Origin of the sequence: Dolichospermum sp. UHCC 0315A, assembly GCF_008121535.1 — a bacterium.
GTDB lineage: Bacteria > Cyanobacteriota > Cyanobacteriia > Cyanobacteriales > Nostocaceae > Dolichospermum > Dolichospermum lemmermannii.
The window spans coordinates 872,541-891,814 of record NZ_CP043056.1 but is presented as its reverse complement, the minus strand read 5'-3'; the positions used below and the strand labels follow the sequence as shown (position 1 = coordinate 891,814).

Below are 19,274 nucleotides of genomic sequence, written 5' to 3'. Positions count from 1 at the left end.
TTTAATATTGAAACTCTATCATGACAACAAACAAAACTTTCGTCCCTGTTGCTTTAACAATTGCCGGTTCTGATAGTGGTGGGGGTGCGGGAATTCAAACCGATTTACGGACTTTTGCTTTTCACTGCGTCCACGGAACAAGTGCTATTACCTGCATTACAGCCCAAAATACTGTAGGAGTCAGCAGGGTTGATGCGATCGCATCCGATGCTGTTGTCGCCCAAATTCAGGCGGTTGTAGAGGACATTGGCGTACAAGCTGCAAAAACGGGAATGTTACTTAACCAAGAAATTATCTTGGCTGTAGCCCAGCAAATAGCAGCTTATAAAATTAATAATTTAGTAGTTGATCCTGTGATGGTATCACGCACAGGAGCGCAATTAATTGATGATGATGCCGTGCAAACTTTACGGAATACTCTGATTCCCTTAGCATCTATTATTACTCCAAATCGCTATGAAGCGCAGATTTTAAGCGGGTTAGAAATTACTTCTTTAGTAGATATGCAAGCAGCAGCGGCAATTATGCACAGGGAATTGGGAGTAAAGGCTGTTTTAGTCAAGGGTGGAGGAATGTCTGGAAATTTGCGGGGTGTTGATGTTTGGTTTAATGGAGAAAAATTGCAGATTTTGAGAACGAAACAGGTAGAGACAAAAAATACTCATGGCACAGGTTGTACTTTATCAGCGGCTATTGCTGCTAACCTAGCTTTAGGTAAAGACCTCTGGACAGCAGTACAAGCCGCAAAAGAATATGTTACAAATGCTCTTACCTATTCTCTAGATATTGGCAAAGGACAAGGACCAGTAGGCCACTTTTTCCCATTATTGATCAAATAAACCAATTTTTTAAAAGGTCGTATTAATCACATATAATTAGTTACTATACTGATAGATTTAATTATTTAATCCCAGAAATACGCAGAAAAATAGTTACGGGCATTTTTCCCTTATTTTTGGACATAATTTCATCAATAACTATATTCTGCTCCTGATTATCCTTACTCTAACTACTGTATTTTGATACTAAAATATCCATGGAAACAACTACAGGATCTAATTATAGTCAACCACCTAACAACTACCCTCCCTCTGTTCCCCTTTGGGTTTACCGAGAATTGACAGCGGAGTTACAAGCAGTACAATCTAAACTAAATGTAGTTACTAGTCATAATCAAAAATTATCCCAGGAAAATCAACAACTGCGTCAAGAAATAACTAAAGTTATTGAATCTTGCTTAGAACTAAAAAAATTAGTTGAGACTTCAGCACCCAGCCCTCCCGCACCACCGTGTCCTCATAACGAAGAAGAATATCTACCTCAACCTACACCCCGTAATCATCAGGAGGTGAGATATACAAATAAGCCAACCGTGACAACAGCACCTCCACGACAACAGCCTACTACCCCTCGTCGAAAAGCAGTAATAAAAGCTACACCTCCCCAAAACGGTCGTCAGGAGTCTGTTACACCAACAAAAGATGTTAATTTTCCAGTATCAGAAAAAGTATTGATAGAAGAAAAGAAAGTCCGTTATTCTCCTAATCCTCAGTCTCAGACAAAAGGATTAAATGGGTTATGGCTAGTAATTACTATTATATTCATTATGCTAACTGGTTTTGCGGCTGGATATTTAATTGTCCGTCCTTTATTCCAAAATCAGATTCAACCTGCAACAATTAAAAATTAAAAATTAAAAACAATTAGACATTAGGTGGTCAATAATGTAGAGACGTTCCATGGAACATCTCTACAAGGATTCCAGAAGATACACATTTAATTCCTGGAGTATCAAGATTGATTATCTATCAACAGAACCCATAATTACGTCAATACTACCAAGAATAACAACGATATCCGCAACCTTCATTCCCCGCAGTAAATGAGGAAGAATTTGCAAATTGTTGAAATCTGCGGCGCGGATTTTCCAGCGCCAAGGGAAAACATTATTATCACCTACTAAATAAATTCCCAATTCTCCTTTTCCACTTTCAACGCGGGAGTAAATTTCACCTTGGGGAACTTTGAAAGTAGGAGAAACTTTTTTAGCAACAAACTGATAATCAAAAGCATCCCATTCAGATTTTTTCCCAGCCATTATCCGTTTTGCTTCCAGGTTTTCGTAGGGACCACCGGGTAAGCCAGCAATGGCTTGACGAATGATTTTTACAGATTCGCGCATTTCTCGCATCCGTACCATGTAACGAGCAAGACAATCACCAACGGTTTCCCACTGAACATCCCAATCGAAATCATCGTAACATTCGTAGTGGTCAACTTTCCGTAAATCCCATTTCACCCCAGAAGCGCGTAACATTGGTCCAGAAAGTCCCCAGTTAATCGCTTCTTCACGGGTAATAGTTCCCAAACCCTCAATGCGGCGGCGGAAAATCGGGTTATTGGTAACTAAACGTTCATATTCATCAACTTTAGGGATAAAATAGTCGCAGAAATCTAAACACTTATCTACCCAACCATAGGGTAAATCAGCAGCAACACCACCCACGCGGAAGTAGTTGTGATTTACCATGCGGTAGCCAGTGGCGGCTTCCCACAGATCATAAATCATTTCCCGTTCCCGGAATTGGTAGAAAAAGGGTGTTTGTGCGCCCACGTCAGCAAGGAACGGACCAAACCATAATAGGTGGTTAGCAATGCGGTTTAGTTCCAGCATAATCACGCGGATATAGCTGGCGCGTTTGGGTACGGTGATACCTGCTAATTTTTCTGGTGCGTTGACTGTCACCGCCTCATTAAACATCCCCGCAGCGTAGTCCCAACGGCTGACGTAGGGGACGTACATGATTGTCGAACGGTTTTCGGCAATTTTCTCCATTCCCCGGTGTAGGTAGCCTATGACTGGTTCACAGTCAACGACATCTTCACCGTCTAAGGTCATAATTAGTCGCAAAACCCCGTGCATTGATGGGTGGTGAGGTCCCATATTTAGCACCATTGGTTCGGTGCGGGTTTCTATTCTACTCATAGATTTGCTGTTCTCCCGTTGTGGATGTTGTAAATTGACCCGCTAAGATTAACCTGCTGCGATTGTTATTGTCTGCCAAAATTTAGCTTATAGGGATAATTTCTAGATTATCTCTACAGGGTGACGTTGGAGAGAGAATAGCAGAGTCGGTTTTGGACTTGATGTTTTATTTTGTGCCGCTACTTCAATTATTATAGGGAAGCTTGATATATAAGGGATTGAGAATCTGGATTTTTTTTCATGTACCTGGGGGGTGTGGGAATGGGGAGAAATCTTCGCGGTTTGGATGACTAGACTAAAATTGTATCAAGGTCTTGGTGATTTTGCTGATTTTATCCTCGTAGCAACATAGATTTAATTTATAATTACCCTAATTAATATCTATGGCTAAAAAATTACTCATAGAAGTATTTTGTCAATTCAACTAACGATTCCTTAATAAATTGTCTAATATTCCAGCATCTAACCCCAATCAACCTAATGATGAAATTTATCTTACAGATAGATGGTCACATTTGAATAAACTTGAGAAAAAATATCTCAAAGAGGCTATGAAAGCTTATGATAAAATTATAGAATCAGAAGATGATATTCTCAAAATAGCCAATCGGTATCAATTAAATTTTGAGGATATTGAAAGAGCTAAACAGTATGCTTTTGGTAAGGGAGTATTACAAAATCAATTTATCCCTGATTTACGTATGGCTCAAAGTTGGGAAAGAATGACACTAGGAGAATAAATTGATAGTGATGAGGTTTTACTAAAGCACGAAATTTTGGAATCTGACTTGGTAATTAATCAAGGTTTAAATCAATTAGATGCTCATAAAATAGCTCAAAATGAATACCCTTGGTCTATAATTATAACTAAAGGAGATAAGCAAAAATGAACAGAACATCTAAACAAAAGTTTTTAAAAGCCTTAGATATTTGTCAATCATTAGTTGATTTTAAATATCGTCCTACCAATTTAACTTATCAAGCAATAGAGTTATTTTGTGAAATCGGTAAAAATGCTTTTGAATTATTAGAATTATGTCATAAATATTCTAGTAAAATTGAAAAAATCTGTGATATTATTCATGAATATGGAACAAGTATAGATAATTGGCGTGTTGATTGTCCACTTGGTTTTGGTGCAAAAGATCATTGTAGTTTTTTGAGTTTTTTCCTCAATCTTGATAGTGGTAAGTTTGAATATTTTACAGACAACTTTACAACACCTGAACAAATTGCTGAATTATTGAAAGATTGGAAAGGAATTGATCTTAATTCTGTAATTAAAAAGCAAAAAACACTTACATTTTAATAAACCAAAAGTATTATCTAAACTTAGTTAACCAAAATTGTCAATTAAGGAGATATCCATGAAAGAATTAATGAAACAACCCTCATCTTGGCTACCAAATGGAATAAATCTGAATCTTTCAGATCAATTTCGTCCTTTTTCCTTTACTGAAGAGTTACAGATTCGTTTAGAAGAACTCTTAGAAAAGAATAAAGAAAATTTGCTAAATGCTGATGAAAAACCAGAACTAGCAGGTTTATTAGAATTAGAAAAAATCTTCAGTTTTATAAACGCCAAACTTGCTTCTTAATTTTACTCTCAATAATTTTATAATGCAACCAGATTTACAAACACCCCTAGATTTAGAAGAAGTTACATTTTCCCATATTCCCGTTCTCAGTCAAGAAGTGATTACAGGTTTAAATATCCAACCTGGTGGAAATTATTTAGATTTAACCGTTGGTGGTGGTGGTCACAGTCGCTTAATATTAGAAACTGGTGAAGATGTAAAAGTAACTTGTGTTGACCAAGATGAGGATGCTTTAAAAGCCGCAAAAGAGAATTTATCAGAGTTTGGGGATAGAGTTAATTTTATTCATAGCAACTTTGCCAATTACCAATTTATCGAAAATAGTTATGATGGAATTTTAGCCGATTTAGGAGTAAGTTCCTATCATTTAGATAATCCAGAACGAGGTTTTAGTTTTAGAAATACCGCAAATTTAGATATGCGAATGAACCAACAACAATCCCTCACCGCTGGAGATATTATAAATGAATGGGACGAAAAAGAATTAGCGGATATTTTCTTTAAATATGGTGAAGAGAGACTTTCCAGAAGAATAGCCAGAAGAATAGTTGAAAAACGACCATTTAATACTACTACAGAATTAGCAAATGCGATCGCATACTCCGTCCCCCCTAAATATCGACATGGGAGAATTCACCCCGCAACTCGTGTTTTTCAAGCCTTACGAATTGCTGTCAACGACGAATTAAAAGTCCTAGAAACCCTCATAGAAAAAGCCCCAAACGCCCTTATTCCTGAAGGAAGAATCGCAATAATCAGCTTTCACAGCTTAGAAGACAGACCAGTTAAACATGGTTTGAGAAATTCGCCATTATTGAGGATATTGACAAAAAAACCCATAATTGCCACAGAAGAAGAAATAAAACAAAACCCCCGTTCCCGTTCTGCTAAATTGAGAATAGCAGAAAAGAAAAACATAGATAATTGACACCCTTAAACTCCTTCTTCCTTTGCGCCTTTGCTCCTTAGCGCCTTTGCGCGAAACCTTAATCTAGATTTCCCATGCAAACCACCCTCCGTCACCGTCGCCAAAAACTAGCAGAAATCATAGACTTTCCCGCCATTCTTTGGTCTGGTGGTAGCAGTCCTCGTAACTTCCCCGCCAACACCTTCCCCCACCGCGCCAATAGCCATTTTCTCTATTTCGCCGGAATTCCCCTGCAAAACGCCGCCATTCGCCTAGAAAGTGGCAAGCTACAACTATTTATAGATGACCCCCACCCCAGTAGCGCCCTGTGGCATGGAGAAACCCCCAGCCGGGAAGAAATTGCTGCCAAAATAGGCGCGGATGAAGCCAAGACAATGGCAGAATTAGGAAATTATTTAGAAAATGTAGCAACTTTGCCCGTGCAAGATGCAACTACTTGGACACAACAAACACAACTTTTAAATCGCTGGGTTTTACCGAAAAATTCCCTAGAAGGAATTGATTTAGAACTAGCAAAAGCCATTGTTTCTCTGCGGCTTACCCACGACGCAGCGGCATTGGTGGAATTACGTAAAGCTGCGGCAGTGAGTGTAACAGCCCACAAAGCAGGAATGGCGGCAACACCTTCAGCTAAACTCGAAGCCGAAGTCCGTGCCACAATGGAAGCAGTAATTATGGGTGAGAATATGACCACTGCTTACAATAGTATTGTGACAGTTCATGGTGAAGTTTTACACAATAATCATTATTACCACTTTCTACAACCAGGGGATTTACTTTTAGCTGACGTAGGTGCGGAAACCGCGACGGGTTGGGCGGCGGATATTACCCGCACTTGGCCTGTTTCTGGGAAGTTTTCATCTACCCAAAGAGACATTTATGATATTGTTTTAGCCGCCCATGATGCTTGTATTCAAAATATAGCTCCTGGTGTAGAATATGCAGATATTCATCTGTTAGCAGCAACTGTAATTGCTCAAGGTTTGGTAGATTTAGGAATTTTACGAGGTAAACCAGAAGATTTAGTAAAAATGGATCTTCATGCTTTATTTTTTCCCCACGGAATTGGGCATCTTTTAGGTTTAGATGTTCATGATATGGAAGATTTGGGAGACATTGCCGGCTATGATCAAGGAAGAAGCCGAAGTAGTCGTTTTGGTTTAAGTTATTTACGGTTAAATCGTCCCTTGCGTGCAGGAATGTTAGTGACAATTGAACCAGGATTTTATCAAGTTCCCGCAATTTTAAATGATCCAAAAACTCGTTCTCAATATCAATATTTAGTCAATTGGGAACGATTAGCACAATTTTCAGATGTGCGGGGAATTCGCATTGAAGATGATGTATTAGTTACACAATCAGGAAGTGAGGTTTTAACAGCCGCATTACCAAATCAAGCCAGTGCTATTGAAGATTTAGTTGCTTGTTAAATATGGTATGCTAAGAGGCTGTTTGAAAAGTATTAGATGAAACCAACAATCTCCGAAACCTAACCCCCCTTCCCCCCTTCCCTACAAGGGAATGGGGGTTTCAAAGCCTCTCCCCGCGTCGGGGAGAGGTTTGGAGAGGGGTTTATTGATACATTAAAAACTTTTCAAACATCCTCTAAAAAACGTGAATTTATTAACTGACAATTTTTTGTAGGTTGGGTAAAGCGACAGCGTAACCCAACATGAGATTACATAAATTAAAAATTGTACTTTAATTCACATTCCTAAATTTTGATATTTTCAATACTTTTAAAATCATGAACAAAAACTCTATAGCATTCATATTTAGCGGTATTATTATCAGCTTAGGATTTTTACCGTCCTTAGCACAGGCAAAACAGCCTGTTTCTGATACCCAAGTTGCAGCAATGGTAGAAGCACTCAGACTAGCTGCACCCCAAACAAAAAAGCGCAATGATGGATATTACAGCGAATGGCAAGTTAAACCAGAAACTCTCAAAGGTTGGACGAAAACTTGTCTCAAGAAGGAATTAACACCAACTCAGTTTGAAAATGATCCCAAAGTAGCCCGTCAAGTTATTTCTTGTATCACCAACCGAGAATTAAATAAGCAATTTCTAGCCACTAATAACAATGAAAATAGTGCTGTGCGTGGTGTTGCTTGTTGGTGGATGACTGGTAGCTATACAGGCTGTGAGAAAGGCTTTACTGCTGATTATGTGCTGAAGGTAGTTCGCTTTTATAAGCAAGAAATTGCCAAACCAGCAGCAGTAACTTCTCCCACAAAGAAAAGTAGCCATTGAAATCATTTAAAATGAGGGATTATGCTCATAATCCCAACATTTATTATCTCGCCAAACTTCATTTTTTGACTCACACTTTTCCTTGTCTTTAGTACCAGGAATTGAGGTAGTTTGAATAATGTTTAAGCTGGATATAAGATATGAGATCATGAACGAACCTGTAGAGAAACCACAAAACATTAAAGTTCCAAAAAAAAACGTAACGCTGACAAATCTTACAGCAGGTATGACGGAAAAATTACGTTTTTTCCCATAGGGTTGATAGCGCATACATTTCCTCAAAATGGTGTTTATGGCAGATAACACCCTGGGAATGTTTACGCGCTGATAATATAATATCAACTTGCAAAATTATTTATAACAAAATATCACGGAGATTTCTGTTAGCTAATAGACTAAGCTAATTTTCGTTATTTAACTTGTATTAGAGACTTCCAATTTAAAAAATATCCCAAAATTTCTTGTAGTGCGGGCATCTTGCCCGCTAATAATACAAGGACGGGCAAGATACCATTGGATCATTTTTTTTGTGGAGTTCTCTTAATGCTGTTTAACATTAATCTGCTTTATGACTCTGCCCAAACTAAATCTTCGTTTACCTTGCCCGAATTTGCCCTCAATACAGTTACGAATAGTTACGAATAGTTACGAATCCCTTCATCATCAGCGGCTTGTTTCTTGGTTTCTGGACTGACATTTTTGGGTCGGCTCTGTGTGCAGCGATGTTCTTTAACAGCAACCACCGTAAGGCTTGCACTCATAAGAATGAACATGGATTCATACCGAATATGTTATATAAATCACGATTTAACAGAAGATTACACGGAATTTTTATATTAATGACGGAGTATCTTTTAGACTCATTCCCTGTGCCGATGTGTGACAACATCTGTATAATAATTTTCTAGTGGGAGTTGCAAAACTAAGCAAGCCCTAGTCACAATAGTTACAACAAAACGCAATAAACAAAGGAAAAATCAATGGGTGTTAAAAGTTACCGTTACAAATCTGTCTACGACTCTGTCGTCGACTTCTTCACCTTTAACGATATTGAGTTTATAGACTACCAATGGCAAGTCTACAAGATGTACGACAACAAGCCGTCAATAGCAATATTACCCGGACCTCTCAACGCTGTGGGGGCGAAACCCACCAGCGGTTTCCGAAGCCTCAATGGTACCGACCAACAACTTTTCGACATACCCCAATCGCCCACGCAAACAACCTCAAGCCTTCAGATAACCTCGACAACTGACATTCGTTACCATGCTGGAGCGACAAACACCCTATTTCGCAATCTAACAGCCAGCAATTTTAGCAGTTATACAGGTGGATTCACAATTAACTTTGCCACAGGTTCCGTAAACTACACCGCAGCCTACGTTGCTGACTACAGCATTCGTGGCAACCTGATCTTCGATGCCCAGCCTAGACTGATCAGCAATCTGATTTCAAACCAAACAGGCAAAAGCTCCTTTGAGACCTTGGATAATCCCTATGCGCGTGAGTGGACACAGTCCGGCACTAGGGCTGGCCTTGGCAGGGTGAGTCAAAACAACAATACTCGTCATGAAACAATCCTGACAGGCAGCAATCCGCTGCCAAATTCAGACTTTTTTACCATCTTCGGCCAATATCACTCTCATGGACTTGATTTCCTTGACAAGGGGAATGATGGCACTGTTTTAATACCCTTATTGCCTGGGGATCAACTCTACAACGCCGGCAGCACAACAAATTTCATGGCCTTATCAAGGGGCAACACAGTTCGCGTCAGGCTAGGGGAGGGTAGCAAAGATAGTTTATTGACAGAACTCGGACTGGATCAATATGCCCTGACTCAAACTTGGGATGTTGACAATGAAAATGCAGCGGTTGGCAGCGTTGCGTTCACAACGATTGCCAACGGTGGCAACGTTGTTCTGAATGATCAGATCATTACAATCCCAACAGGTTCAACCCTTAACCAAGTTGTTGATGCCTTCAACAAACAGTCTCCATTTACTGGGGTTATAGCTTCAATTGGCAGCAACGCAGTGCTGAAGCTTTCACCAAGAAATGGCAAAAGCTTTAATTTTACTTCCGCATTTGTTGATCTCAACCAAACCTATGGATCTACATTCAGCCATGGTGTATTTCTCAGGGAATACAAAGCCAATGGCGAACTCACTGGCGCCATGCTAACTGGCAGCAACAATGGTATTACCCGCTGGACAGACCTGAAAAACAATGCCCTTCGAATTGGATTGGTCATCCACGATATTGACGTTAGCAGTGTGCCATTGGTTGAGGTGATTCCCGTGGGCAAGCCGGGGGCAGGAAGACTAGGCTTTGTTACCTTAAACAAAATTTCTGGCGAAAAAGGATACATTTTTGATACCGCATTACTAACAGCGGATTCAGTGCTGGTCAAGTCTGGATCAGCCTTCATGATTGATTTGGCCAACAACTGGCGAGGAGCCACGAGGCCTGCAGGTGAAAGCCAATTTAATCTAAATGGAGATCTTAAGGATCCTTCGGTGCTAAATCCCCATGCAGTAGGTGGAGATGGCCGCGCCAATGAAAATCTTGGACTTACCAGTCTTCACCAAATCTTTGTAAATGCACACAACGCTATTCTGGAACAATTAGAGGTCAACATTAGCGAATACCGGAAGCTAAATCGTGACTTCACCATGTCTGGTGAAGAAAAACTCGAGGCCGCCAAGCTGGTTACTGAACAGTTTTATCAGCACCATGTCTTTCAAGAATACGCACGTCGCATCACCCCCGATCTAGGAGCCTTTGCTGGGGTAAGTGCAGGTTTTAATCCTTCGATACTTGCTGAATTTGCCAGTTCGACCTTCCGCTTTGGCCACTCCCAGTTGAGTGAAACATTGGCCATGGCTAAGATTGACCCAGAGACCGGAATTGCTTTGACAGAAGGCAAGAAAGATATCCCGCTGCTGCAAGCCTTTCTAGCCCCTCAGTTGTATACAGACAAATCAGCGGCTGAGATTGTGGCAGGTACGTCGAACCAGGTTGGCAATCTAACTGATGAATATGTTACCAATACCTTAAGAAATGCACTTGTTGGCCTTCCCCTTGATCTTGCTGCCCTCAACATCGGCAGAGGTCAGGATAGCGGTATTTCCTCTCTGAACCAGGCACGGCAGGAGATGCAAGCCTTTCTACGCAATATCCGGCTTACACCTGGTACAACCGCCACGAATCAAACCAACAACGGAATTGATGCTCGTTTGGCCGCCCAGGAAGCCAATCTGCGTCCCTATGTGAGTTGGCGAGATTTTGGCAACCACTTGCTACACCCCAACTCCCTGAAGGGATTCATCATGGCTTACTCCCGTGATGCCATCCTAAGCAGCTACTCAAGCAATACGAATCTCAATTACTGGAATAACTTACAAGCCAGCAACAATGCGGCCGATGCATCCACCTATGCGGCTGCCTTATCCAGCGCGGCCGATGCGGCGATTCTAGATAACAACTTCATGGGCAATGCCTGGACTGGAACCAGCGTTAACGCCCTAGATCCGAATTACCAGGGAACTTCAGGAAATCAGGATTTCCAAAAGATCTCCCTTTGGATTGGCGGACTAGCGGAGGCCAGGGTTCCCGGCGGTATGCTTGGACCGACCCATAATTTCATCTACTCTTATCAAATGCAGCAGCTACAGCGAGGCGATGAAAACTACTACCTGAGCAAACTTGGTGGTACTGACTTGCTGGCCTCGATTCAAGGCAAAGTTTTGGCCGATCTCGTCATGGAATCCACTGGCGTTCGCCACCTCTATCACAAGATCTTTGCCGTCAACGATGCCGACTATGAACTGGACAGTGAATCCAACCTTGAATTCAACAGCAATGCAGCGCTGTCGGCGGCAACAAAAACAGTCACCGATATCTTTGGAGTCAGCCAGACCGTAGGACTTGCAGGCTATGTCAATGACGTGTTCATAGGCAATGGCGGTAATTACTTGGATGCCCGCGGTGAGTTGAATCCAAATGGAATCGGTAATGCTAGTGAGATGTTTGGTGGCACTGATGATGCTGACACCATTAAGGGTCTCGGTGGCGATGACTGCATCTGGGGCGATGGCGGCAACGACATCGCCTACGGCGGCACTGGCAATGACTTCATTGATGGCGGCACTGGCAATGACAATATCTTTGGTGAAGCCGGCAATGACCTTCTTAGGGGTGGCGATGGGAACGATTCTATGTTTGGTGGAAGTGAGAACGATGATATGTATGGGGGAGAAGGCAATGACAAGATATTTGGCGAGACCGGCTCTGATGATATAAATGGCCAAGCTGGCAATGATCAGCTTTTTGGTGGGGACGACGTTGATACGCTCAAAGGTGGAGAGGGCAATGATAAGCTTTACGGTGAAGCAGGATCTGACGTACTGACGGGTGGAATGGGCAATGACAGCTTCTACTTCGATCAGCCACTTGCAACAACTGGTATTGATAGAATCACTGATTTCTCGCCTGACCTTGACAAGCTGGTTCTCAGCAGTGTCATCTACTCTCAGCTTTCGATTGTCAACCAATTTGAATCTATTGCTGGTTCAAGCACGGCCAATGTTATTGCGGAGGCCACAAGGAGCAATACCAGAATTGTCTACAACAGCAACAATGGAGCGCTCTCCTACGATATAGATGGCACTGGCTCGTCCCCAGGTGTACAAATTGCCACACTCAGTAAGTTCAACGCCTATTTTCCTTCCGACGTGCTCTCGGCCCAGGCTCTTTTTCCCACGTTAACCGCATCCGATTTCATCATCATCGGCTGATGGGCTGATGGTTGATTGCACACTCACTTCGGACTCTCCATGGGAGCCGAACTTGACGTGAAACTGAGATAGGTGTAAAACCCACCTTCCGCACCCTAAACTGTCACACAACGAAAAATGGTCATTTGGGGATTTGAGATTGGCGATAGCGAAGCGCTGCTGCAAGCAGTTCGCTACCTAAAATTTAGATCACTTTGTATCAAAATTATCCTCACAGGTCTTCAAAAATCCGAAATTACCGATTGTGACACTGGGGGGTGCGGAATGTGGGGTAAAAAGCTGCAAGATGGCCTGAAAACCTTTGTCCTATATGGTTTTGATACTTTGATACATTAGTGCCAAAAAAGCCGTGTTAGGTAGGGAGAAATCAGGACTTTTGAGGTCATCTTGCAGGAAAAAACAGATATCTCGGCTCAATGCCTTGACGGAGTTGCCAACAAAGTCAAAACAAGATATTTTTGGATTATTTTCTTACTGCCATAGTTACTAAAAAACAAAAGTGGTTCAACTTGCGTTAAACCACCTGTTTGTAAATGCTTTTAAAAAGCCCGTGACGAGGATTGAACTCGTGACCTCACCCTTACCAAGGGTGTGCTCTACCACTGAGCCACACGGGCGAAATAGAAACCAAAAATAAGATTTACAATGCTGTACATTTGTTTATAGCACAGCATTTATAATTCTTAATCTCTGTAGGATATGGGCCGAGCTGGATTTGAACCAGCGTAGGCGTAAACCAACGGATTTACAGTCCGTCTCCATTAACCACTCGGACATCGACCCGTTTGTGTCCCACGCTTAACTATAATAGCAGTAGTCTCTGGGTTTGGCAAGGGGTTGGAGAAAATATTTTTGGATAAAGTCTGAATCCTTTACTCCAAAGTAGTTTCCGAGATTTACAAGATAAGTTCTCCATTTTTTTTTGTAGAGAGTACAAGCGGGTTAGAAGTTCAGCTTGGGGGAAAAAATTCTAGCCGATACCGATATAAAGCCACTGGTCGAGAACCTGCGGTAAAATAATCAGGATCTTGGGGTGCAAGGTAGACAGCGGTTACTTGATTTGCTGTAATGGCTGGAGATGACGGAGAAAGTTTTTGATAAGCGGTAGTTGATTCTACAGTATTCAAATATGGACGAGAACTACCTTTAAATAATTGTTGGAAAACTTCAGAAGTAATGAATTGATCATCTGCTGTTGTTTCTGTGGCGCGATCGCTGATAATAGAAATTAGTTGCCGTTCACCCCGCAAAAATGTAATTTGACGATTGGGAGATTGAGGATCTACTTTGGATGATAAAACAGCCTCATTCCCTAAATAAGCTCTGGATAGGTTTAAACTATTAAATTCTCTATCTGCAACTAATATTGATGCTTGCTTTTGGAAGTTGGCAAAAATTTTTAAACCCGAATTAGTTGGTTTAACTTTTATGAATTTAACTAAAAAACTAATTGGTTGATTTAATTGACTACGATTACCTTCAAAGCCTGGTGTAACTATATCCGGTGCTAAAGGTGCGGCTAAATCTACTAATGTGCTGGTAACTTTCCAAGTCCCAGACATCCATTCTGGGTAAACTAAATCTCCTTTGGCTGGTTTGACTGATGTTAATTTTTCCCATTGGGGGAATTTGGCTAAATGTTCTGCTAATTCTCCAGCTTGGGCTTGATTATTTCCTAAGAACAAAAAAAGCATTAAGCAAAAGCTAATAATTATTTTTATCACCATATTCAACAATTAATAATATTCATTTAGTTTAGATCCCCAACTTCTTTGAGAAGTCGGGAATCTAGGGATTTCAAAATTATAAGGTTTCTAGGGCTAAAGGTTGCCAAATTTCCCCATACTTTTCTTTTAAAGTTTGCCAAGCTTCTACTTGTCCTAGTTCGTATTCTCCAGGTTTACCCCATTGCAGAAAGAGGCTTAATGCAGGTTTTTCTTCTGCATCTAAAAACCGAATTGCATAGGTTGTAAAATTCCCTCTTTTAGCTTCACCTGTTTCAAATTTCACTTGTTGAATCATATCCATATTCAAATGAAATTCAAAGCCTTCGGTGTGCATATTCGCATATTTACCTTTTGGTAATTCGGCGTAATATAGCTTTTCTATTTTTCCTCTAGCTTCTAAAACAGCGGCGCTACTGGTGACAATTAGGCGCAAAGTTCCCAAGGTTTCACAAGCTTCTAAAAATTCTTTCAATGTTGTTGTCATATTTGTTGATTGTTTAGTTGTTAGTGTTTCATTTCAGATTTATGACCAATTTAAATGTACTACGTTTCGTATTTCTCATAAGCAGCAACAATTCGTTGTACTAAAGGATGACGAACTACATCTTTTTGAGAAAATTCGCAAATGGCAATTCCTTCCACGTTTCTGAGAATTTGTAAGGCGACATCTAAACCGGATTTTTGATGGGGTGGTAGGTCTGTTTGGGTAATATCACCTGTAATTACCATGCGCGAGTTAAAACCCAATCGGGTTAAAACCATTTTCATTTGCGCTGGTGTGGTATTTTGAGCTTCGTCAACGATGATAAAGGCGTTATTTAATGTCCGTCCTCGCATATAAGCTAGTGGTGCGACTTCGATGATTTCCCGTTCGATTAAGTTGGGGACTTTTTCGGGGTCTATGAATTCATTAATGGCATCATAAAGAGGACGTAAATAGGGATTGACTTTTTGCTGTAAGTCTCCTGGTAAAAAGCCGAGTTTTTCCCCTGCTTCCACTGCGGGACGGGTTAAAATCAGCCGTTCAAATTGATTACTGAGTAGGGCTTGAACGGCGATAACTACCGCGAGATAGGTTTTTCCTGTTCCCGCAGGACCAATACAAAAGGTTAAATCCCGTCTGCGGAGTGCGTCTATATATTGGCGCTGGTGAAAGGTTTTAGCGCGAATTTCAAAACCTCGGCGAGTTTTGGCGAGGATATCGCGCTGTAGGTCTTGTAATTGGTCTTCTGTATTTGTATCCAGGGCTTGACGGGCTGTGAGAATATCAGCACTAGAGATATTATTACCTTTACTCCACAAATTTTCTAGCGATCGCACTAATCGCTTTACTAATTCTACCTGTTTAGGTGTTCCCGAAATTAATAATTCTTGTCCCCGCAGAACTAAGTTAGCTCCTGTTTGTTGGCATAATAACTTGATATTTGCCTCACCATATCCAGCTAGAGCGATCGCACTGGACATACTAGGCAGTTGAATTATGGAATCATCTGCCATATTATTGCTGAATTGGGTAAAAAGTAGTTGTTAACAAAATTAATATTTTCCGATTAAATGTAAATTGAAAATTCTATAATTTTCTGTTAATTAGTATTTGTATGATTGGGAAATGGGCTGACAACATTTGTTAATTCTTGGCTGGTAAATCCGCCATAAAAACGGAATTATTCGCCAAGATTTGACAATGCTGTTGTCCCCTCTCTCCATCTTCCCCAGAATTAAATCTGTTACCAACCATTTAAACTAACTAGGAGAGTGCGGCAAAAATCACTAATTATTAAAAACCACTAAAAAGCTTTTGTAATTTGCTTTTTCAATTTTTAATTTTTAATTTTTAATTCCGCCCTGCGGTACTAGCGTAAACGTGGTTTAACAACAGGTTTGGGAATATTGTTCTCTCGTTCTTTCGACTTGGGTGGTAGTATCCGCTCTTCCTGTTCTTCATCAAAAGACACACTTTCCCGACCTTGGGAACTGTTGCCATAAATATCCAGGTATACTGATTGCCCAGCTAGTTCGGCTGCGGCGGCAATTACAGTGCGAATTGCCTGGATATTTCGTCCCCCTCGACCAAACACTTTTTCTTTATCTGTGCTATTAAAAGCAATGCGAACCCAAGCCCGCTTGAGGGTTTGAGACATTTCACAATCAACGCTTAAAGATTCTGGAGATTCTAAAAACGGCTGCACAAGAAACTCTACCAGCCCAACATAATTGGGACTGGTTGCTAGGGATTTCATCTCAAGACTATGATGCGGCTGTTGCACTGACCTGTTCAAAAACGTTAGCTTTTACGAGGATACTACGAACTGTATCGGTAGGTTGAGCGCCTTGTTGTAGACGCTTAATGATACCAGGAATGTTTAATTTTACTTCATCAGTTCTGGGGTTATAAAATCCTAGTTCTTCTAGGGGGCGACCGTCACGACGGGCAAGATTGTTAATAGCAACAATCCGGTAACTTGCTTCGCGCTTTTTGCCAAATCTTTTTAAACGCAATTTGATCATGTTGAGAACTGTTTCTCCTGTTCCTAGTGAGTGAGTTTGTAACTGATTGATAAGGAAGTGATGGGGACATTATACCCGCCTTCACAACTTCCAACACTGAAATGCTAATTTTAGCACTTTCTAGCCGTGAATGGCGATTAGTTTAGTTGTCAGTTGTCAGTTGGAAAGTATCGGCTCAATAAGTAGGGGTAGGAGAAAAAAATCAAGTCAGCGAGGAACACGCAATATCATAGAATATGACAGATGACGCAAAAACTAGATTCGAGTAAGAAATCGGGAGAAGAAATTTCCCTTTTGTAGTAAATTCAACTATGTATAATTAGAGGGTGTTTGAAAAGTCCGACAGTTGGTAAAAAATCTCTCTCAATATACGCTGTGAATAGATGGTAAACACATCATAATATAGGGTAGGCAATTTTGCCCACCCCATACAGATTTTACACAGTGTTGAAAAACTAACCTAAATTAATTCCCTTCCCGTAACTTATCCAACACACTGCGATCTTCCAAAGTCGAAGTATCCCCCGATATTTCCTGTCCTGATGCCAAATTCCGCAATAAACGCCGCATAATCTTCCCAGAACGGGTTTTTGGTAAAGCATCAGTAAACCTGATTTCACCAGGACGAGCGATCGCTCCAATCTCATTGACAACGTGCTTTTTCAGTTCCTTACTCAACTCCTCACTGGCTTGATAAGTCCCTTCCAAAGTCACAAAAGCCACAACTTCCTCACCCTTCAAATCATCCGGTTTACCCACCACCGCAGCCTCAGCCACCGCCGGATGAGACACTAGGGCAGATTCTACTTCCATCGTCCCCAAGCGGTGTCCAGAGACATTCAGAACATCATCCACGCGCCCCATGACCCAGAAATAGCCGTCCTCATCCTTTCTCGCCCCATCACCAGCAAAATACGTATAATTACCATTTGTGGGCGGAATATGTTCCCAGTAAGTCCGCCGGAAACGATCAGGATCACCGTACACAGTCCGCATCATTCCCGGCCAAGGATGACGAATTGCTAAATAACCACCTTCGTTATCAGGGACAGAATTACCTTCTAAATCCACCACATCCGCAATAATACCAGGGAAGGGGAGAGTGGCTGAACCTGGTTTAGTGGAAATTGCCCCAGGTAGAGGTGTAATCATAATCCCACCTGTCTCCGTTTGCCACCAAGTATCCACAATTGGACAACGTTCACCACCGATAACTTTGTGATACCACATCCAAGCTTCGGGGTTAATGGGTTCACCCACACTTCCCAGTAATCGCAGAGAAGAAAGATTACGTTTGTTAGGATGGTGTTCACCCATTTTGATAAAGGCGCGAATTGCCGTTGGTGCAGTATAAAAAATATTAACACCGTATTTCTCAATGACATCCCAGAAGCAACCAGGATTAGAAGCACGGGGCGCACCTTCATACATGAGAGTGGTTGCCCCGTTGGAAAGGGGTCCATAAACTATATAGCTATGTCCCGTAATCCAAACGACATCGGCAGTACACCAATATACATCAGTATCTTGAAGATCAAAAATCCATTTGGTAGTAATATGGCTGTATAAGTTATAACCGCCTGTGGTGTGGACTACTCCTTTCGGTTTGCCTGTACTACCGGAAGTGTAGAGAACAAACAACATATCTTCGCTGTCCATAGGTTCAGCGGGACAATCAGCAGAAACGCCTTGTTGTAAATCGTGCCACCAATGGTCACGTCCTGCTGCCATCTGTGTTGTTTGATTTGTGCGTTTGACAACTAGCACATCTGTAATGCTGGGAACTGCATTATTCTCTAAAGCTTTATCCACCTGTTCTTTGAGGGGTACAATTGCATCCTTGCGCCAACCACCATCCGCTGTGATTACTAACTTAGCTTCGGCATCATTCAAGCGATCGCGCAAAGCTTCAGCACTAAAACCACCGAAAACAACGCTATGAGGTGCGCCAATTCTCGCACAGGCTAACATAGCAATGGCAGCTTCGGGAATCATCGGCATATAAATCCCAATGCGATCGCCTTTTTTTGCTCCTAGTTGCTTTAATACATTTGCAAACTGGCACACTTCCCGATGCAATTGGGCATAAGTCAGAGTCCGTGAATCTCCCGGTTCTCCTTCCCAAATCAACGCCGCTTTATTTTTCCGCCAAGTAGTGAGATGTCTGTCAAGACAATTGTAAGAAATATTAATCTTACCGTTGACAAACCACTTAGCAAAAGGTGGTTGCCAATCTAGGACAGTGTCCCATTTTTGAAACCAGTGTAACTCAGTTTCCGCCAATTCTGCCCAAAATTGTTGAGGATCTGCTTTGGCTTTGTCGTAAAGTCGCTGATAATCTGCTAAACTTTTGATCTGGGCATTTTCCAAAAATTCACTGCTAGGCGGAAATAGCCGCTTTTCCTGTAAGATGGATTCTATGGTTGGTTGAGACATAATGATGGATGCAAATGATAATGATATTGTGACTGAAA

Annotated in this window: 16 protein-coding genes, 2 tRNA genes and 1 pseudogene; 9 read left to right on the top strand and 10 right to left on the bottom strand. The window is 41.3% G+C overall.

All coding sequences use genetic code 11. The features are described from left to right. The first annotated feature begins 20 nt into the window (after positions 1 to 20). Together thiD and BMF77_RS04140 are read left to right on the top strand one after the other, a co-directional pair. Positions 21 to 839, top strand: a complete 819-nt coding sequence (thiD, locus tag BMF77_RS04145) for a bifunctional hydroxymethylpyrimidine kinase/phosphomethylpyrimidine kinase (RefSeq protein ID WP_148760880.1) — start codon at positions 21 to 23, stop codon at positions 837 to 839. A gap of 197 nt (positions 840 to 1,036) precedes the next feature. Beyond that, a complete protein-coding gene (locus BMF77_RS04140) occupies positions 1,037 to 1,690 on the top strand; it encodes a hypothetical protein (protein ID WP_148760878.1) in 654 nt (217 codons plus the stop codon). Positions 1,691 to 1,801: 111 nt separating this feature from the next. On the opposite strand, the gene BMF77_RS04135 is transcribed toward BMF77_RS04140, so the two are convergent. Then, on the bottom strand, positions 1,802 to 2,986 hold the full coding sequence (locus tag BMF77_RS04135) for an NAD(P)H-quinone oxidoreductase subunit H (protein WP_148760876.1): 1,185 nt from the start codon (positions 2,984 to 2,986) through the stop codon (positions 1,802 to 1,804). A 443-nt stretch (positions 2,987 to 3,429) separates the two neighbouring features. On the opposite strand from BMF77_RS04135, the gene BMF77_RS04130 reads away from it, so the two are divergent. From BMF77_RS04130 to BMF77_RS04105, 6 genes are all read left to right on the top strand, one after another. Beyond that, entirely contained in the window at positions 3,430 to 3,726 is a 297-nt protein-coding gene (locus tag BMF77_RS04130; protein ID WP_148760874.1) for a hypothetical protein, read from the top strand. Positions 3,727 to 3,872: 146 nt separating this feature from the next. Further along, positions 3,873 to 4,295, top strand: a complete 423-nt coding sequence (locus BMF77_RS04125; protein WP_148760872.1) for a hypothetical protein — start codon at positions 3,873 to 3,875, stop codon at positions 4,293 to 4,295. A gap of 58 nt (positions 4,296 to 4,353) precedes the next feature. Further along, complete coding sequence (locus tag BMF77_RS04120) at positions 4,354 to 4,584, top strand: hypothetical protein (RefSeq protein ID WP_148760870.1); 231 nt, start codon at positions 4,354 to 4,356, stop codon at positions 4,582 to 4,584. A 22-nt stretch (positions 4,585 to 4,606) separates the two neighbouring features. After that, positions 4,607 to 5,512 (top strand): 16S rRNA (cytosine(1402)-N(4))-methyltransferase RsmH, encoded by a 906-nt coding sequence (rsmH, locus tag BMF77_RS04115; protein WP_148760868.1) that lies wholly within the window; start codon positions 4,607 to 4,609, stop codon positions 5,510 to 5,512. A 74-nt stretch (positions 5,513 to 5,586) separates the two neighbouring features. Further along, positions 5,587 to 6,942: an aminopeptidase P family protein gene (locus tag BMF77_RS04110; protein ID WP_148760866.1), complete on the top strand. Its 1,356-nt coding sequence runs from the start codon at positions 5,587 to 5,589 to the stop codon at positions 6,940 to 6,942. Between the two features lie 317 nt (positions 6,943 to 7,259). Then, the gene (locus tag BMF77_RS04105) at positions 7,260 to 7,766 is read left to right on the top strand and encodes a hypothetical protein (protein ID WP_148760864.1); all 507 of its coding nucleotides are present in this window, start codon (positions 7,260 to 7,262) and stop codon (positions 7,764 to 7,766) included. Between the two features lie 635 nt (positions 7,767 to 8,401). On the opposite strand, the gene BMF77_RS28540 is transcribed toward BMF77_RS04105, so the two are convergent. Further along, on the bottom strand, positions 8,402 to 8,527 hold the full coding sequence (locus BMF77_RS28540; RefSeq protein WP_256370356.1) for a hypothetical protein: 126 nt from the start codon (positions 8,525 to 8,527) through the stop codon (positions 8,402 to 8,404). A 219-nt stretch (positions 8,528 to 8,746) separates the two neighbouring features. On the opposite strand from BMF77_RS28540, the gene BMF77_RS04095 reads away from it, so the two are divergent. Then, positions 8,747 to 12,565: a peroxidase family protein gene (locus BMF77_RS04095; RefSeq protein ID WP_148760860.1), complete on the top strand. Its 3,819-nt coding sequence runs from the start codon at positions 8,747 to 8,749 to the stop codon at positions 12,563 to 12,565. Positions 12,566 to 13,110: 545 nt separating this feature from the next. Here the strand turns inward: BMF77_RS04095 and BMF77_RS04085 are convergent. The 8 genes and pseudogenes from BMF77_RS04085 to acs all read right to left on the bottom strand — a co-directional run bounded on the left by BMF77_RS04085 (position 13,111) and on the right by acs (position 19,236). Beyond that, positions 13,111 to 13,182, bottom strand: a tRNA-Thr gene (locus tag BMF77_RS04085). Between the two features lie 83 nt (positions 13,183 to 13,265). Then, a tRNA-Tyr gene (locus tag BMF77_RS04080) sits at positions 13,266 to 13,348 on the bottom strand. A gap of 167 nt (positions 13,349 to 13,515) precedes the next feature. Beyond that, a complete protein-coding gene (locus tag BMF77_RS04075; RefSeq protein WP_148760856.1) occupies positions 13,516 to 14,292 on the bottom strand; it encodes a DUF6816 family protein in 777 nt (258 codons plus the stop codon). A 76-nt stretch (positions 14,293 to 14,368) separates the two neighbouring features. Then, a pseudogene (locus BMF77_RS04070) lies at positions 14,369 to 14,782 on the bottom strand (ChuX/HutX family heme-like substrate-binding protein); the annotation flags it as partial. A gap of 53 nt (positions 14,783 to 14,835) precedes the next feature. After that, the gene (locus BMF77_RS04065) at positions 14,836 to 15,789 is read right to left on the bottom strand and encodes a PhoH family protein (protein ID WP_148760852.1); all 954 of its coding nucleotides are present in this window, start codon (positions 15,787 to 15,789) and stop codon (positions 14,836 to 14,838) included. Between the two features lie 356 nt (positions 15,790 to 16,145). After that, positions 16,146 to 16,532: a KH domain-containing protein gene (locus BMF77_RS04060; RefSeq protein ID WP_148760850.1), complete on the bottom strand. Its 387-nt coding sequence runs from the start codon at positions 16,530 to 16,532 to the stop codon at positions 16,146 to 16,148. A 7-nt stretch (positions 16,533 to 16,539) separates the two neighbouring features. Continuing rightward, entirely contained in the window at positions 16,540 to 16,800 is a 261-nt protein-coding gene (gene rpsP, locus BMF77_RS04055) for a 30S ribosomal protein S16 (RefSeq protein ID WP_015081384.1), read from the bottom strand. 465 nt (positions 16,801 to 17,265) lie between these two features. Continuing rightward, a complete protein-coding gene (gene acs, locus BMF77_RS04050) occupies positions 17,266 to 19,236 on the bottom strand; it encodes an acetate--CoA ligase (protein WP_148760848.1) in 1,971 nt (656 codons plus the stop codon). Positions 19,237 to 19,274 lie beyond the last annotated feature (38 nt).

Bases quoted from the DNA above. Each gene is read 5' to 3' on its own strand.
- thiD (WP_148760880.1), top strand. From the start codon at position 21: ATGACAACAAACAAAACTTTCGTCCCTGTTGCTTTAACAATTGCCGGT.
- BMF77_RS04140 (WP_148760878.1), top strand. From the start codon at position 1,037: ATGGAAACAACTACAGGATCTAATTATAGTCAACCACCTAACAACTAC.
- BMF77_RS04135 (WP_148760876.1), bottom strand. From the start codon at position 2,986: ATGAGTAGAATAGAAACCCGCACCGAACCAATGGTGCTAAATATGGGA.
- BMF77_RS04125 (WP_148760872.1), top strand. From the start codon at position 3,873: ATGAACAGAACATCTAAACAAAAGTTTTTAAAAGCCTTAGATATTTGT.
- BMF77_RS04120 (WP_148760870.1), top strand. From the start codon at position 4,354: ATGAAAGAATTAATGAAACAACCCTCATCTTGGCTACCAAATGGAATA.
- rsmH (WP_148760868.1), top strand. From the start codon at position 4,607: ATGCAACCAGATTTACAAACACCCCTAGATTTAGAAGAAGTTACATTT.
- BMF77_RS04110 (WP_148760866.1), top strand. From the start codon at position 5,587: ATGCAAACCACCCTCCGTCACCGTCGCCAAAAACTAGCAGAAATCATA.
- BMF77_RS04105 (WP_148760864.1), top strand. From the start codon at position 7,260: ATGAACAAAAACTCTATAGCATTCATATTTAGCGGTATTATTATCAGC.
- BMF77_RS28540 (WP_256370356.1), bottom strand. From the start codon at position 8,527: ATGAGTGCAAGCCTTACGGTGGTTGCTGTTAAAGAACATCGCTGCACA.
- BMF77_RS04095 (WP_148760860.1), top strand. From the start codon at position 8,747: ATGGGTGTTAAAAGTTACCGTTACAAATCTGTCTACGACTCTGTCGTC.
- BMF77_RS04075 (WP_148760856.1), bottom strand. From the start codon at position 14,292: ATGGTGATAAAAATAATTATTAGCTTTTGCTTAATGCTTTTTTTGTTC.
- BMF77_RS04065 (WP_148760852.1), bottom strand. From the start codon at position 15,789: ATGGCAGATGATTCCATAATTCAACTGCCTAGTATGTCCAGTGCGATC.
- BMF77_RS04060 (WP_148760850.1), bottom strand. From the start codon at position 16,532: ATGAAATCCCTAGCAACCAGTCCCAATTATGTTGGGCTGGTAGAGTTT.
- rpsP (WP_015081384.1), bottom strand. From the start codon at position 16,800: ATGATCAAATTGCGTTTAAAAAGATTTGGCAAAAAGCGCGAAGCAAGT.
- acs (WP_148760848.1), bottom strand. From the start codon at position 19,236: ATGTCTCAACCAACCATAGAATCCATCTTACAGGAAAAGCGGCTATTT.